The organism is Streptomyces sp. CA-294286, from assembly GCF_050947155.1.
Lineage (GTDB): Bacteria > Actinomycetota > Actinomycetes > Streptomycetales > Streptomycetaceae > Streptomyces.
Window position 1 is genome coordinate 536,949 of sequence record NZ_CP192005.1, and the last position, 16,489, is coordinate 553,437.

At 75.6% G+C, this 16,489-nt stretch carries 1 protein-coding gene (running past one end of the window); it reads right to left on the bottom strand.

The window, feature by feature from the left end; all coding sequences use genetic code 11:
• Positions 1–16: 16 nt before the first annotated feature.
• Positions 17–16,489: the 3' portion of a type I polyketide synthase gene (locus ACQPZG_RS07340; RefSeq protein ID WP_433545014.1), read on the bottom strand. The gene runs 12,432 nt beyond the window's last position; the window shows 16,473 of its 28,905 coding nt (coding positions 12,433–28,905); its start codon lies off the right edge, out of view — the gene reads right to left on this strand; it ends in the stop codon at positions 17–19.

Below are 16,489 nucleotides of genomic sequence, written 5' to 3' on the forward strand. Positions count from 1 at the left end.
TGCTCCGTCTGCTCCGTCAGTCCTGCGGTTCGGCGTGCGGGGTCGGTTCGGCCGTGAGACCGGACGTGGGGTGGGGGGTGGGGTCGGATTCCGGGTGGGGTGCGCCCGTGTGCAGGGCCGCCTGGACCAGCGCGTCCAGGTCCATCGCGTCGATGGAGTCGGCGTACGCGGCCCCCTCGCCCCGCTCCTCGGTCGGGGCCTCGGCCCGGCCGGTCTCGGCGGCGAGCTTCAGCAGCGGCTCCAGTACGCCGATGCGGCGCAGTTGGGCGACCGATACGGAGGCCAGCAGGTTCTGGAGGCGTGCCTGGTCCACGTCCTGCTGTTCGGCCGTGTCGTCGGCCGTCGCCGGGTCGAGCCGCCGGGTGATGTGCTCGGCGAGTTCGGCCGGGGTGGGGTGGTCGAAGACGAGGGTGGCGGACAGTTCGAGCCCGGTGGCCGCGGTGAGCTGGTTGCGCAGCTCCACCGCGCCGAGCGAGTCGAAGCCGAGATCGCGGAACGCCTTCTCCGGGCCGACCGCCGTGCTTCCGCCCAGTCCGAGGACCTCGGCGGCGCGGGTGCGCACCAGCTGGAGCACGGCGGCCTCGCGCCTGGCCCCGGGCAGCGCGGTCAGTTCGGCGCGCTGTTGTGGGACCGCCGTCCCGCCGGGTGCCTCCGGTGCCTGCGGCACGGCGAGGTTGTCGAGCAGCCTGCTGGGGCGTACGGCCGTGAAGGCGCGGACGAAGCGGTCGGGTTCGACGTCGGAGATGACGGTGATCGGCTCGGGCTCCATGACGGCGCGGCGCAGCGCCGTGACGGCCAGGTCCGGGTCCAGGGGCCGGATGCCGGCCCGGTGGGCGGCCCCGGTGGCCCGGTCGGCGGACGCCATGCCCGCGCCGCCCCAGGCCCCCCAGGCGAGGGAGGTGGCGGCGAGGCCGCGGGAACGGCGCTGTTCGGCGAGGGCGTCGAGGACGGCGTTGGCTGCCGCGTAGTTGCCCTGGCCCGGGTTGCCGACGGATGCCGAGGCCGAAGCGAAGAGGGCGAACACGGCCAGGTCCAGGTCCCGGGTGAGTTCGTCGAGGAGCAGCGCCGAGGTGACCTTGGCGTGGAACACGGCGGCGAACCGGTCCGGGGTGAGGCTGTCGATGACCGCGTCGTCGAGTACGCCGGCGGCGTGGATGACGGCGGTCAGCGGCGCGCGGTCGGGAAGGGCCGCGAGGACGGCCTCCAGTGCCTGGCGGTCGGCGGCGTCGCAGGCGGTGAGGGTGACCTCGGCGCCCGCTTCGGTCAGTTCGGCGCGCAGGGCGTCGGCGCCCGGGGCGTCCGGGCCGCTGCGGCTGAGCAGGACCAGGTGACGTGCTCCGGCGACGGCCAGGCGGCGGGCCACGTGCGCGCCGAGGGCTCCGGTGCCGCCGGTGATGAGGACGGTGCCTTCGGGGTCCCAGGCGCGGGTGGGCGGTGTGGCGGTCGCGCTCGGGGCGGTCGCCGTGCCGGTCGTGCCCGGGGTGTGTGCTGTGCCGGTCGTACGGTCGGCGGGGAGCGGGCTCAGCCTGCGGCCGTGCAGCGTCCCGGACCGGATCGCGACCTGGTCCTCCCCGTCCGGTGCGGCGAGGAAGGCGGTCAGCCGGGCGAGGGCCGCGGTGTCGGCCTCCGTCGCGTCGGACACGTGGGCTTCGGCATCCGTGGCGTCGGTCACGTCGGCGGCCGGAAGGTCGATCAGTCCGGCCCAGCGCTGCGGGTGTTCGAGGGCGGCCACGCGGCCCAGGCCCCAGACTGCCGCCTGCGCGAGACCCGGTACGGGCTCGCCGGGGGTCACGGCGACCGCGCCCCTGGTGACGCACCACAGGGGTGCGGTCAGCCCGGCGTCGCCGAGGGCCTGGAGGAGGGTGGCGGTCAGCGCCGCGCCCCGGGCGACGTCGGCGCTCCCTTCGAGCGCGAGGAGGGAGACGATTCCGGCGAACTGTGCTCCGGCGGGGCGCAGTTCACTCAGCCCCTTCGCCATCCGTTCCCGATCGGCGTCGACGTCCGGGACGATCTCGAAGCGGACGGTGTCCGGGCCCAGGCGGTCCAGGAGGGCCTGGGTCCAGGGGTCTGCGGCACGCGCGGCGGGCAGGACGGCGAGCCAGGTCCCGACGGGCGGGGCCGGGCGGCCCCTGGTGCCCGTCGGCGGGGTGGCGCGGTCGACGGTGCCCGCGAGCGGCTGCCAGGTGATGTGCTGGCGCCAGCCGTCGACGGTGGTCTCCTCGGCACGTCGGCGACGCCAGTCGTCGAGGGCGGGCAGCACCTTGGACAGCGCGTCGCTGTCGACGTCGAGGGTCCCGGCGAGCGAGTCGAACGCCTCGGAGCGTACGGCGCTCCAGAAGGCGTCGTCCGTTCCCGCGGCGACGGCGGCGACCTCGCCGGCCGCTTCGGTCGCCACGACCGGGCTCCGGTGGGCCCAGTACCGCTCGCGCTGGAAGGCGTACGTCGGCAGCGGCACCCGGCGTGCTCCGGTGCCCTCGAAGACGGCCGGCCAGCGCGGGGCGCAGCCTGCGACGTGCAGCCGGGCGACGGCCGCGAGGAGGGTGTCCTGCTCGGCCCGCCCCTTGCGCAGGGCCGGCACGGCGGTCACCTCGGCGGCCCGCGGCGTGCCGTCGACGTCCTGGGCCAGGGCCGACAGGGTGGCGTCCGGCCCGAGTTCGAGGAAGCGGGTGACTCCGCGGTCGGCGAGGGCGCGCAGGCCGTCGCCGAACCTGACGGTCTCGCGGACGTGCCGCACCCAGTACTCGGGGGTGCACATCAGCTCGGCGTCGGCGGGCTCCCCGGTCAGGTTCGACACCAGCGGAAGACTCGGGGCGGCGTAGGCGATGCCCCGGGCCACCCGTGCGAAGTCGTCGAGCATGGCGTCCATGTGCACGGAGTGAAATGCATGGCTGACCCGCAAACGCCTAGTCTTGCGGCCGGCGTCGGCGAAGCCCCGGGCGATCAGGTCCACGGCGTCCTCGTCACCTGCGACGACGACGGCCCGGGGGCCGTTCACCGCCGCCACCGACACCCTCCCGTGCCCGGCCGCCGCGAGGCGTTCGCGGACCTCGTCCTCGGTCGCCTGGAGGGCGGCCATCGCGCCGCCCGCGGGCAGTGCGGCCATCAGCCGGGCCCGAGCGGCCACCAGGGCGCAGGCGTCGTCCAGGGAGAACACCCCCGCCACGTGGGCGGCGGCGATCTCACCGATGGAGTGCCCGGCGACGAAGTCGGGGCGCAGGCCCCAGGACTCGACGAGCCGGTAGAGGGCCACCTCGATGGCGAAGAGGGCCGGCTGGGTGTACCCCGTGCGGTCGAGCAGGGCGGCCTCCGGGGCGCCCTGCTCGGCGAACAGGATCTCGCGCAGCGGCCGGTCCAGTTCCAGGTCGAACCGTGCGGTCACTTCGTCGAGGGCGCGGGCGAACACCGGTTGTGCGGCGTGGAGTTCGCGTCCCGCGCCGGGGCGCTGGGCGCCCTGGCCGGAGAACAGGAACGCGGTCTTCCGGCTGCGGGCGGCGGCCTCGCCGCGCAGTACGTGCGGTCCGGTGCGGCCGTCGGCGAGCGCCTTGAGCCCGGCCAGGAGTTCGTCCCGGTCGCCGGCGAGGAGGGTGGCCCGGTGGTCGAAGGAGGAGCGGGTGGTCGCCAGCGAGTACCCGAGGTCGGCGACCGCGAGGGCGGGCCGTTCGCTGAGGTGGGCGTGCAGGCGGGCGGCCTGGGCCCGCAGTGCCTCGGGGGTGGTGGCGGACACCGGGACGGGGACGCGGGCGGGAGTCGTACGGGTGGGGGCGGGTACGGGCGTCGGGTCGGCGGCGGTGGCGGACGTCGCGCCGAGGGTGGCCGGCTCCGGCGACTGCCGGATCGCGGCGAGGGGTTCGTCCTGCATGGGGTCGGTTGCCTGTTCCAGGATCACGTGGGCGTTGGTGCCACTGGCACCGAAGGAGGAGACGCCGGCGCGGCGCGGGCGGCCGGTGTGCGGCCAGGAGGTCGCCTCGGTGAGGAGGTCGACCGCGCCGGACGCCCAGTCGACGTGCGAGGACGGCGCGTCCAGGTGGAGGGTCTTCGGCAGGACGCCGTGCCGCATCGCCATGATCATCTTGATCACTCCGGCGACGCCCGCGGCGGCCTGCGTGTGCCCGATGTTGGACTTGACCGCGCCGAGGAGCAGCGGCCGGGCCGCGTCCCGGTCCCGGCCGTACGTGGCAAGCAGCGCCTGCGCCTCGATCGGGTCGCCCAGCTTGGTGCCGGTGCCGTGCGCCTCGACGGCGTCCACCTCGGCGGCGGTCAGCCGGGCGTTGGCCAGGGCGCGCCGGATGACGCGGCGCTGGGACGGGCCGTTGGGTGCGGTGAGTCCGTTGCTCGCGCCGTCCTGGTTGACCGCGGAGCCGCGCAGGACGGCGAGCACGTCGTGGCCGTTCCGGCGGGCGTCGGAGAGGCGTTCGACGACGAGTACGCCGACACCCTCCGACCAGCCGGTGCCGTTCGCCGAGTCGGCGAAGGCCCGGCAGCGGCCGTCCGGGGACAGCGCGCCCATCTCGCCGAACTCGACGAACCCGACGGGGCTGGACATGACGGTCACGCCGCCCGCCAGCGCCATGGAGCACTCCCCCGCCCGCAGTGCCTGCGCGGCCAGGTGCAGGGCGACCAGCGAGGACGAGCAGGCGGTGTCCACGGTCACCGAGGGCCCTTCCAGGCCCAGGGTGTAGGAGAGCCGGCCGGACAGCAGGCTGGCGGACTGGGCGGTCTCGACATGGCCGATCTGGCCGATGGCGGGCCGGTAGTCGCCGCTGCCGCCGCCGAAGAAGACGCCGGTGTCGCCGCCGCGCAGGGTGTGCGGGTCCACGCCGGTGCGTTCCAGTGCCTCCCAGGCCGCTTCCAGCACGATCCGCTGCTGCGGGTCGACGATCAGCGCCTCGCGCGGCGAGATGCCGAAGAAGGCGGCGTCGAAGTCGGCGACGTCGTAGAGGAAGCCGCCGCTCCGGGTGACGCTGCGGCCGCGTCCTTCCTCGTCGCCGTGGGCGAGGCGCTCCAGGTCCCAGCCCCGGTCGGCGGGGAAGTCGCCGATGGCGTCGACCTCGGCGCGCAGCAGCTCCCACAGGTCCTCGGGGGACTGGACGCCGCCGGGGTAGCGGCAGCTCATGCCGACGACGACGATCGGGTCGTCGGCGGTGTCGCCGGTCGCGCCGACGGCGGTGGCGGCCGTGTCGGCGGGAGCGGGCTCCTCCGCCTCCTCCAGCAGTTCCGCGCGCAGTTGCGCGGCGAGTGCCGTCGGGGTCGGGTGGTCGAAGGCGAGGGTGGCCGGCAGGGTCAGGCCGGTCGCCCGGCCCAGTTGGTTGCGCAGGTCCACGGCGGTCAGCGAGTCGAAGCCGAGGTCCTTGAACGCCTGGTCCACGGGGATGGCCTCGGCGTCCCCGTAGCCGAGCACGGCCGCCACCTCCCGGCGTACGAGGGCCAGCAGCACCTCGTCGCGCTCGGCGCCCCCGGGCCTCGCCAGGAGTTCCGCGCGCAGCGCGGCGGCGGCGCCCGTGCCCGTCGCGGGGTCGGCGGGCACGCCCGCGGTCCGTCCTTCGGCGGGCGCAGAAGCCTCGCGCACCTCGGGGAGTTCGGTGAACAGGCTGCTCGGCCGGGTCTGTCCGAAGGCGGGCGCGAAGCGTTCCCACTCCACGTCCGCGACGATGACGGACGCCGCGGCGTCGCCGGTGGCCCGCAGCATGGCGGCGAGGGCCCGGTCGGGGTCCATCGCGGGCAGTCCGCTGAGCCTGAGGTGCCGGTCGAGAGAGGCGCCGGTGAGTCCGGTCCAGGCTCCCCAGGCCACGGCGAGAGCGGGGTGGCCTTCGGCGCGGCGGCGCTCGGCGTAGGCGTCGAGCCAGGCACTCGCCGCGGCTCCCTGCTCCTGGCCGCGTACGCCCCACACACCGGCGATCGAGGCGAACAGGACGAAGGCGTCCAACTCCCTTTCGCCGAGGGCCTCTTCGAGTGCCGCCTCCAGGGTCTCCATCGCGGTCCGCACCTGCTCGGGGCCCTTCACGCCGACGCCGTACCCGGTGTGGATCACCGAGTTGAGCGGCTGGTCCGCGGGGATCGCGGACAGTGCCTGGGTGAGCGCGGCGCGGTCGTGGGGGGCGAGGGCGGCCAGGGTGAGCGTGGCTCCGGACCGGGCCAGTTCGTCTCCGAGTTCGGCGGCGACGCCGGGGGCGCCGGTGGCGTCCGGTTCGCTCGTGCCGATGAGCAGCACGTGGGCCGCGCCGCGGCGGGCCAGCCAGCGGGCGGTGTGCCCGCCGAAACCGTCGGCGTCGCCGAGGACCAGTACGGTGCCGGAGGGCGTCCAGACCTCTGCGGCCGGGTCGGGGGCCGAGCGTACGAGACGGCGGGCGTAGACGCCGGACGGACGCAGCGCCAGCTGGTCCTCGCCTCCGGGGCCGGCGGCGAGGAGAGCGCGCAGGCGGGCGGCTGTTCGCGCGTCGGGAATCCCGGTCACGTCGAGCAGCCCGCCCCAAAGCTGCGGGTGTTCGAGTGCGATGACGCGGCCGAGTCCCCACCCGGCGGCCTGCGCCGGATCGGCGGGCGCGTCGGCACGGCCCACAGCCACCGCCCCACGGGTGACCCACCACAGCGGGGCCTCCACACCGGCCTCGGCGAGGGCTGCCGTCAGGGCGTCGGGCAGCGGTGACGAGGAGGACAGCAGGGACAGCACGCCGTCGAACCGTCGGCCGAGCCCCGCCAGTCGTGCCGCGAGTCGCTCGGCGTCGGCCGGGTCGACCGCGACGCGTACCGCGTCCGGTCCCAGGGCGTCCACGATCCCGGCCGCCCACGGGTCGTCCGGGCAGTTCTCCGGTACGAGTGCCAGCCAGGTGCCGTCGAGGGTGTCGGCCGGGGTCGTGCCGAGCGGCTTCCAGGTGGTCCGGTAGCGCCAGCCGTCCACCACCGTGCTCTCGTCGAGGCCGCGACGCCAGGCGGACAGGGCGGGGAGGAGCGCGGTCAGCGCCGTCTCGTCCTCGGCCAGGCCCAGGGTGGCGGAGAGCGCGGGCAGATCGCCCCGCTCCACCGCGGCCCAGAAGTCGGCGTCGTACGCCTGCTGTTCCCGCGCGGCGCGTCCCGGCGCGGGCAGGGCCGCGGGCTCGGGCCAGTACTGCTCCCGCTGGAAGGGGTAGGTGGGCACGTCGGTGCGCCGGGCGCCGGTGCCGTCGTACAGGCGGGTCCAGTCGACCCGTACGCCGCTGACGTGCAGTCGTGCCAGGCCGGTGACGAGGGCCGCCTCCTCGGGGCGCCCGCCGCGCAGGGTCGGGGTGAACACGTGGCCGGCGCCGGTGAGGTTCTGCTCGGCGAGTGCGGCCAGGACGCCGTCCGGGCCCAGTTCGAGGAAGGCGTCGGCCCCTGCCTCGCCGAGGGCGCGGACCCCGTCGGCGAACCGGACGGTCTCGCGGACGTGCCGCACCCAGTACTCGGGGTCGCCCAGCAGCTCCGCCGTCGCGAGCGCGCCCGTCACGTTCGAGACGAGTGGCAGCAGCGGCGCGGCGAAGGACAGCCGGGAGACGACCTGCCGGAAGGCGCCCAGCATCGGTTCCATGAGCGGCGAGTGGAAGGCGTGCGAGACCCGCAGTCGGGTCGTCCTGCGCCCCCGCGCGGCGAACTCGGCGCGTACGGCCTCCACCGCGTCGGCCGCTCCGGAGACGACCACCGAGTCCGGTCCGTTCACGGCGGCGAGGGAGACGACGTCACCGAGCAGGGGCTCGACCTCGTCCTCCGCCGCCTGGAGCGCGGCCATCGCGCCGCCCTCGGGCAGGGCCTCCATCAGCCTGCCGCGCGCAGCCACCAGGGTGCACGCGTCGGCGAGCGTGAGGACGCCCGAGACATGGGCCGCCGTCACCTCGCCTATCGAGTGGCCGGCGACGAAGTCGGGCTGCACACCCAGTGATTCGGCCAGCCGGTACAGCGCGACCTCGACCGCGAACAGCCCGGCCTGCGCGTACTGCGTACGGTCGGCCAGGGCCGGGTCCGTGCCCCAGACGACGTCGCGCAGCGGCCGGTCCAGTTCCTGGTCCAGCCCGGCGCAGGCGGCGTCGAAGGCCGCGGCGAACGCCGGGAAGCGGGCGTACAGTTCGCGTCCCATGCCCGGCCGCTGGGAGCCCTGGCCGGAGAAGAGCACCGCGAGGGACCGCTCGGCGGCCGTTCCCCTGGCGATCTCCGTACCCGCCACGAGCACGGCCCGGTGCGCGAGGTGGGTACGCCCGGCGGCGAGCGAGAAGCCGACGTCCGTCGCCGACTCCGCCGTCCCGGCCAGCCGTGCGAGCTGCGCGTCGAGTGCGGCCGGGGACTTGCCGGAGACCACCCACGGTGCGACCGACGGCGCGACCGCGGCCGGTTCCGGGTCGGGGGCGGGCGGTGTCTGTTCCACGATCACGTGCGCGTTGGTGCCGCTGACGCCGAAGGCGGACACGCCCGACCTGCGCGGGCGCCCGGTGCGGGGCCAGTCCTGTTCCTCGCGGACGAGGACGACGGCTTCGTCGGCCCACTCCACGTGGGTGGACGGAGTGTCCACGTGCAGGGTGCGCGGGAGCACTCCGTGACGCATGGCCATGACCATCTTGATGACGCCGGCCATGCCCGCGGCGGCCTGGGTGTGACCGAGGTTGGACTTGACCGTGCCGAGGAGCAGCGGCCGTTCGCGGTCCTTGCCGTACGCGGCCATGAGCGCGCCGGCTTCGATCGGGTCGCCGAGCGGAGTCCCCGTGCCGTGTGCCTCCACGGCGTCGACCTCGGCGGGCGCGAGGCCCGCGTCGGCCAGTGCGTGGCGGATGACGCGTTGCTGGGCGCGCCCGTTGGGTGCGGTCAGTCCGTTGCTGGCGCCGTCCTGGTTGACGGCGGTGCCGCGCAGCACGGCGAGGACGGTGTGGCCGTGGCGTCGGGCGTCGGAGAGGCGCTCCAGGACGAGGACGCCCGCGCCCTCCGACCAGGAGGTGCCGTCGGCGGTGTCGGCGAAGGCCTTGCAGCGGCCGTCGGGGGCGAGACCGCCCTGGGCGGAGAACTCGACGAACGAGTCGGGGCTCGACATCACCGAGACGCCACCGGCGAGGACCAGGGAGCATTCGCCGCCGCGCAGGGCGCGCACGCCGAGGTGGAGGGCGACGAGGGAGGAGGAGCAGGCGGTGTCGACGGTGACGGCGGGCCCCTCCAGGCCCAGGGTGTAGGAGAGCCTGCCGGACATCACGCTGGCGGTGTTGCCGGTGGCGACGTGGCCCTGGACGTCGGAGGCGCCGCGACGCAGGACGGAGGTGTAGTCCTGGCCGTTGGTTCCGATGAACACACCGGTGGCGCTGGCGCGCAGCGAGTCGGGGGCGATCCCGGCCCGCTCCAGCGCCTCCCAGGAGGTCTCCAGGAGCAGGCGCTGCTGCGGGTCCATGGCGAGGGCCTCGCGCGGGGAGATGCCGAAGAAGCGGGCGTCGAACCGGCCGACGCCGTCCAGGAAGCCGCCTTCCAGGGTGGCGGAGCCGCCCCGGCCGAGGGAGTCGAGGTCCCAGCCGCGGTCGGTGGGGAAGGCCGAGATGGCGTCCTCGCCGTTCGCGAGGAGCCGCCACAGGTCCTCGGGCGAGGCGATGCCGCCCGGGAACCGGCAGCCCATGCCGACGATCACGATCGGGTCCCGGTCCGTGGCGGACGCCGCCGCGGGGGCCGCCGGGAGCCGGTCCTGCGGTTCCTCGTCGCCCAGCAGCTCGGTGAGCAGGTGCGCGGCGAGGTCCTGCGGGGTCGGGTGGTCGTAGACGAGAGTGGCGGGCAGTGCCAGGCCGGTGGTCGCGCTGAGGGTGTTGCGCAGTTCGACGATGGTCAGCGAGTCGAAGCCGAGGTCGGTGAACGCCTGGTCGGCGTCGACGGCCACGGCGTCGGCGTGGCCGAGCACGGCCGCCACCTGGGCCCGCAGGAAGTCCAGCACGAACTTGGCGCGACCGGCCGCGGGCAGGGCGGTGAGCCGCTGCCGCAGGCCGTTCTCCTCCCCGGCCGCGGTCCGGGCCGCCGTCGCGGCGGTCGGGGGCGCGGCGAGGTCGGAGATCAGCGGGTGGGGCCGCGTCGCGGTGAAGACCTGGGCGAACCGGATCCAGTCGATGTCCGCGACGGTCAGGGCGGCCGGGCCGGTGTGGTCCAGGGCGCGGGTCAGCGCGTCGAGTGCCAGCTCCGGTGCCATGGGCGTGTAGCCGCCGCGGCGGACCCTGGCCCCGATGCCGGTTCCGCCGCCGGCCATGCCGGTGCCGGCCCACGGGCCCCAGGCGAGGGAGACGGCGGGCAGGCCCTGCCCGCGCCGGTGCTCGGCGAAGGCGTCCAGGAAGGCGTTGGCGGCGGCGTAGTTGGCCTGCCCGGCCGCGCCGAGACTCGCCGCGGTGGACGAGAACAGCACGAAGGCGTCCAGGTCCGTGTCGCGGGTCAGCTCGTGCAGGTGCCGCGCGGCCGTGGCCTTCGGGCCGAGCACGGCGGCGAACGCCTGCGGGGTGAGGGTGTCGAGGACGCCGTCCTCGACCACGCCGGCCGCGTGGAAGACCGCCGTCAGCGGCAGGTGTTCCGGTACGTCGGCCAGGACGCGGGCCAGCGCGTCGCGGTCGGCGACGTCGCAGGCGGCCAGGGTGACCTCGGTGCCCGACTCGCGTATCCGTGCGGCGAGTTCCGCGGCTCCGGGCGCGTCGGCGCCGCGTCGGCCGACGAGCAGCAGGTGGGCCGCGCCGCGGGCGGCGAGCCGTCGGGCGACGTGCGCGCCGACGCCGCCGGTGCCGCCGGTGATCAGGACGGTTCCGCGGGGAGCGTACGGGCGGGCGTCCACGGGGTCGGCTGCCGGGAGGCGGGTCAGCCGACGGGCGTAGAGACCCGCGGCGCGCACGGCCACCTGGTCCTCGCCGCCGAAGCCGCTGCCGCGCGTGGCACCGATCCCACCCGTCCCACCGGAACCAACGGGGGCTTCCTCCCGCGTGAGCAGTCCCGCGATCCGCTGCGCGGCGGGCTCGTCCAGGACTTCCGGCAGGTCGATGAGCCCGCCCCAGCGCCCGGGGTGTTCCAGGGCCGCGCTGCGTCCCAGTCCCCAGACGGCGGCCTGGTCGGGGTCGGCGAGCCGGTCGGAGCGGCCGATGCTGACCGCGCCCCGGGTCAGGCACCACAGCGGGGCGTCGATCCCGGCGTCGCCGAGGGCCTGGACGGCGGTGGCCGTCGGCAGCAGGCCCTCGTCCTGGAGCGCCAGGAGGGAAAGGACTCCGGTGAATCCGCCGCTTTCGGTGGCGCGTTCACGCAGCCGCTCGGCGAGCGTGCCGCGCGTCTCGCCCGGCGGCACGGTGAGGGTGATCCGCTCGCCGCCGAGCCGGTGGAGCAGTTCCGCGCCGTGCTCCCCGTCGGCAGGCACCAGGCAGAGCCAGGCCCCGGTGAGCGCGGTGGGCGTGCCCGGGGCGGCGGGCAGCGGCTTCCAGGTGCCGGCGTAGCGCCAGCCGTCGACGGTGGACGCGGCGCGGTGCTTGCGCCGCCACGAGGTGAGGGCGGGCACGACGGCAGTCAGCGTGGCGTCGTCCAGGCCGAGGTCGGCGCCGAGCGCGGGCAGATCGGCCCGCTCCACGGCCGCCCAGAACGCCGAGTCCACCGGGTCCTCGGCCCTCCCGGCGGTACCCGCGGGGCTCGCCTCCGGCCAGTACCGCCGGCGCTGGAAGGCGTACGTCGGCAGGCCCTCGAAGTCGTCGCGCCCGCTGCCGGGGAAGAACGCGGACCAGTCGACGCGTGCGCCGCTCGTGTGCAGCCGCGCCAGGGCGCCGACCAGCGCCGGGGTCTCCGCGCGGTCCCGGCGCAGGGCCGGTACGACGGTGCGGCGCTCGTCGGTCACGGACTCCCGGGCCGCGCCGCTCAGTACGGCGTCCGGGCCGAGTTCCAGGAACACGGTGGTGTCCAGTGCGGCGAGGCGGCGGGCGGCGTCGGCGAACCGCACCGTGGCACGCACCTGCTCGACCCAGTACGCCGGGGTGCACAGCTGCTCGGGATCGGCGATCTCGCCGGTCACGGTCGACACCAGCGCGATCGTCGGCGCGTGGTAGGTGATCTTCCGTGCGGTGCGGGCGAAGGCGTCCAGCATCGGCGCCATGTGCGGCGAGTGGAAGGCGTGGCCGACCCGCAGCCGCCTGGTCCGGCGGCCCTGCGCGGCGAAGCGCTCGGCGAGTTCCAGAACCGGTTCCTCGTCGCCGGACAGGACCAGTGAGCGGGGGCCGTTGACGGCCGCGAGCGCCATCCGGTCCTCGTGGCCGGCCAGCAGCGGCAGCATCTCCTCCTCCGTGGCCTCCACGGAGACCATCGCGCCCCCGGTGGGCAGCGCCGACATCAGCCGGCCGCGTGCGGCGACCAGCGTGCAGGCGTCCTCCAGCGAGAACACCCCGGCGACGTGGGCGGCGGCGAGTTCGCCGATGGAGTGCCCGGCCAGGTGGTCGGGCCGTACGCCCCAGGATTCGACGAGCCGGTGCAGTGCCACCGCCAGGGCGAACAGGGCGGGCTGGGTGTACGCCGTGTCGTCGAGCAGCGCGGCCTCGGCGCTGTCGGGTGCGGCGAACATCACCTCGCGCAGGGGCTGTTCCAGTTCGAGGTCGAAGCGGGCCAGTACGGCGTCCAGCGCGTCGGCGAACACCGGGTACCGGTCGTACAGTTCGCGGCCCGCGCCGGGTCGCTGCGAGCCCTGACCGGTGAAGAGGAACGCGGTGCGCGAGCGCGCGGCGGCACGTGAGGTCAGCAGGGCGGCGTCCGGCAGCCCGTCGCGCAGTGCGGTCAGGGCCCGTACGCACTCCTCGTGCGTGTCGGTGACCACGGCGGCCCGGTGTTCCAGGGCGGCGCGGCCGGTGGCCAGGGCGCGTCCCAGGGCGGGCAGTTCGGCCGGCCGGTCGGCGAGCGTGTCGAGCAGGCGGCCGGCCTGGGCGCGCAGTGCGGCCTCGGTGCGGCCGGACAGCACGAGGGGGACCACCCCGTGGGTCGGTGCGGTCTCGGGGGTCTCGGGGGTCTTGGGCTCGGCGGACTCTGCGGGTTCGTCGGCCGGGGCCTGTTCCAGGACCGTGTGGACGTTGGTGCCGCTGAGGCCGAAGGAGGAGACGGCTGCGCGGCGCGGACGGCCGGTGCGCGGCCAGTCCCGTTCGCCGGTCAGCAGCTCGATCGCGCCGGACGTCCAGTCCACGTGGCTGGAGGGCCGGTCGATGTGCAGGCTCGGGGGCAGTGTGCCGTGCCGCATCGCCATGACCATTTTGATGACGCTCGCCACGCCGGAGGCCATCTGGGTGTGGCCGATGTTGGACTTCACCGAGCCGAGCAGCAGCGGCTGTGCGGCGTCGCGGTCCTGGCCGTAGGTGGCGAGCAGCGCCTGGGCCTCGATGGGGTCGCCGAGGCGGGTGCCGGTGCCGTGTCCTTCGACGGCGTCGATCTCGGCGGCGCGGACGCCCGAGTTGGCGAGCGCCTGGCGGATGACGCGTTGCTGGGAGGGGCCGTTGGGCGCGGTCAGTCCGTTGGACGCGCCGTCCTGGTTCACGGCCGAGCCACGGATGACGGCCAGCACCCGGTGGCCGTTGGCCAGCGCGTCCGACAGCCGCTCGACGAGGACCAGGCCGACGCCCTCCGCCAGGCTCATGCCGTCGGCGGCCTCCGCGTACGGCTTGCAGCGGCCGTCGACGGCCATGGCGCGCTGGCGGCTGAATCCGACGAAGGCGTTCGGCGTGGCCATGATGCTGACGCCGCCGGCGAGGGCGAGCGTGGACTCGCCGCCGCGCAGCGACTGGCAGGCCAGGTGCAGCGCCACCAGCGAGGACGAGCAGGCCGTGTCGAGGGTGACGGCGGGGCCCTCGAAGCCGAAGGTGTAGGAGATCCGGCCGGACAGGACGGACGGCACGGTGCCGGTGACCAGGTGGCCCTCGGCGCCGTCCTGGGCGGAGCCGCCGGAGGTGTAGTCCTGGTAGCTGGCGCCGATGAAGGTGCCGGTGCGGCTGCCGCGCAGCGCGGCCGGGTCGATCCCGGCGCGCTCCAGGGCCTCCCAGGAGGTCTCCAGCAGCAGCCGCTGCTGCGGGTCCATCGACAGGGCCTCGCGCGGCGAGATGCCGAAGAAGGCCGCGTCGAACTCGGTGGCGGAGTCCAGGAAGCCGCCGCGCGTCGAGTACGTCTTGCCGGGCCGGTCCGGGTCGGGGTCGTAGAGCCCTTCGGCGTCCCAGCCCCGGTCGAGGGGGAACTCGCCGGTGGCGTCGCCTGCGGCGGTGACGAGCCGCCACAGGTCCTCCGGCGAGGCGACGCCGCCCGGGTAGCGGCAGCTCATGCCGATCACCGCGATGGCGTCGTCGTCGCCGTGCGCGGACGCGGACGCGGCCACGGCTGCCGGGGCCGGGGCAGCGGTCTCGGCGCCGACGACCTGCGTCCGCAGGAACTCGACCAGGGAGAGCGGGTTGGGGTAGTCGAAGACCATCGTGCTGGGCAGGGTGAGGCCGGTGACGGCGGCCAGCCGGTTGCGCAGGTCCACGGCGGTCAGCGAGTCGAAGCCGACGTCGCGGAACGCCCGCTGCTCGGACAGCACGTCCGGGGAGGCGTGCCCGAGGGCGATGGCCGCCTCGGCGCGGACGAGGTCCAGCAGCGCCCGGTCCTGCTCGACGGCGGGCATCGTGCGCAGTCGGGCGATGAACTCGCTGTCGCCGGAGGGCCGTTCGGACGCTCGCTGTGCCAGCTTCGCCACCTCGGCGATGTCCTCGAACAGGGCCGTGGGCCGTCCCGAGGTGAACACCGGGTGGTAGCGGTCCCAGTCGATGTCGGCGACGGTGACGACGGGCGCGTCCTCGGCGAGGGCCTGGCGCAGCCCGGTGAGGGCCAGCTGCGGGTCCATGAAGTTCAGGCCGCTGCGCCGGATCTGGCCGGGGTCGACGCGGCCGAGCTTCAGGTCGTCGGACCAGATGCCCCAGGAGACGGCGGTGGCGCGGGCGCCGCGGGCCCGGCGGTGCTCGGCGAGCGCGTTGAGGTAGGCGTTCGCGGTGACGTAGGCGGCGTGCCGGCCGCTGCCCCACATGCCTGCGGTGGAGGAGTACAGGACGAACGCGTCGAGCTGGTCGTCGTCGAGGAGTTCGTCCAGGTGCCGGGCGCCGCTGACCTTGGCGTCGACGACCTTGGCGAACGCCTCGGGGCTCGTCTCCGCGAGGGAGGCCAGTTCGATGACGGCGGCGGTGTGCACGACGTTGCGCACCGTGCGGCCCTCCGCCGTCAGTCCCTCCAGGAGGGCGGCGACGGCCGCACGGTCGGTGAGGTCGCAGCTGCGGAACTCTGCCTCGCAACCCGACTCCCGCAGTTCCGCGACGAGTTCGGCGGTTCCGGGTGCGTCGGCACCGCGTCGGCTGGTGAGCACGAGGTGCTCGGCGCCCTGTCCGGCGAGCCAGCGGGCCAGGTGCGGGGCGAGGGTGCCGGTACCTCCGGTGATCACGGTGGTGCCGCGCGGGCGCCAGGCGCCCCCGCCGAGGTCGCCGCTCGTGGCGGCACGGGCGATGCGTCGGGCCAGGACCCCGGTGGCGCGCAGGGCGAGTTGGTCCTCGCCGGTCGTGCCGCCGAGGACGGCGGCGAGCCGTTCGCGACCGCGCGCGTCCAGCGGGGTCTCGGGCAGGTCGACGACGCCGCCCCAGCGGTCGGGGTGCTCCAGGGCGGCGGTCCAGCCCAGGCCGTGGATCTGGGCCTGGACGGGGCGGGCGAGCCGGTCCGCGCGTCCGGTGGACACCGCTCCCCGGGTGACGCACCACAGGGGTGCGCCGATGCCCGCGTCGCCGAGGGCCTGCACGAGGGAGAGCGTCAGGGCGAGCCCGGTGGTGAGCGCGGGCACGGCCCGGCCCGGGGCCTCGTCGGCGGCGAGAAGTGAGACGATGCCGGTCAGGCACGTGCCGTCCTCGGCCGGGGCGGCGATCCCGGCGGCCAGCCGCTCGGCGAGCACGGCCCGGTCGGCGCACGCGTCGTCCAGCACCAGGTGCCGTACGTCGGCCCCGGCGGACGTCAGGGCTTCGGTGACGTCGGCGTCGGCCGGGGCGTCGGCGGTGGCGACGACGAGCCAGGTCCCGGTGAGGCGGGCGGGGGGCAGTCCGCCGAGGGGCTTCCACGCGGCGCGGTAGCGCCAGGCGTCCACGGCCGCGCGGTCCCGGCTGCGGCGTCGCCAGCCGGCGAGCGCGGGCAGCAGCGGGGTGAGCTCGGACTCCGCCATCCGCAGCCCGGCGGCCAGCGACTCGACGTCCGACTCCTCGACGGCGGTCCAGAACGCGGCGTCCGCCGGATCCTCCTCGCCCGTCGTGCGCGGCTTGCCGGGCAGTGCCCACAGGTGCTCGCGCTGGAAGGCGTACGTGGGCAGGGCGACGCGGCGTGCGTCGGTGTCCGCGAAGGCGCGGCTCCAGTCCACCCGCGCGCCGCGGACGAACGCCTCGGCCACGGAGGTCAGGAAGCGCTGCGTGTCGCCCTTGTCGCGGCGCAGGCTGCCGATGGCGGCGGCCCGGTGTCCGGTGTCCTCGGCGACTGCCTGGACGGC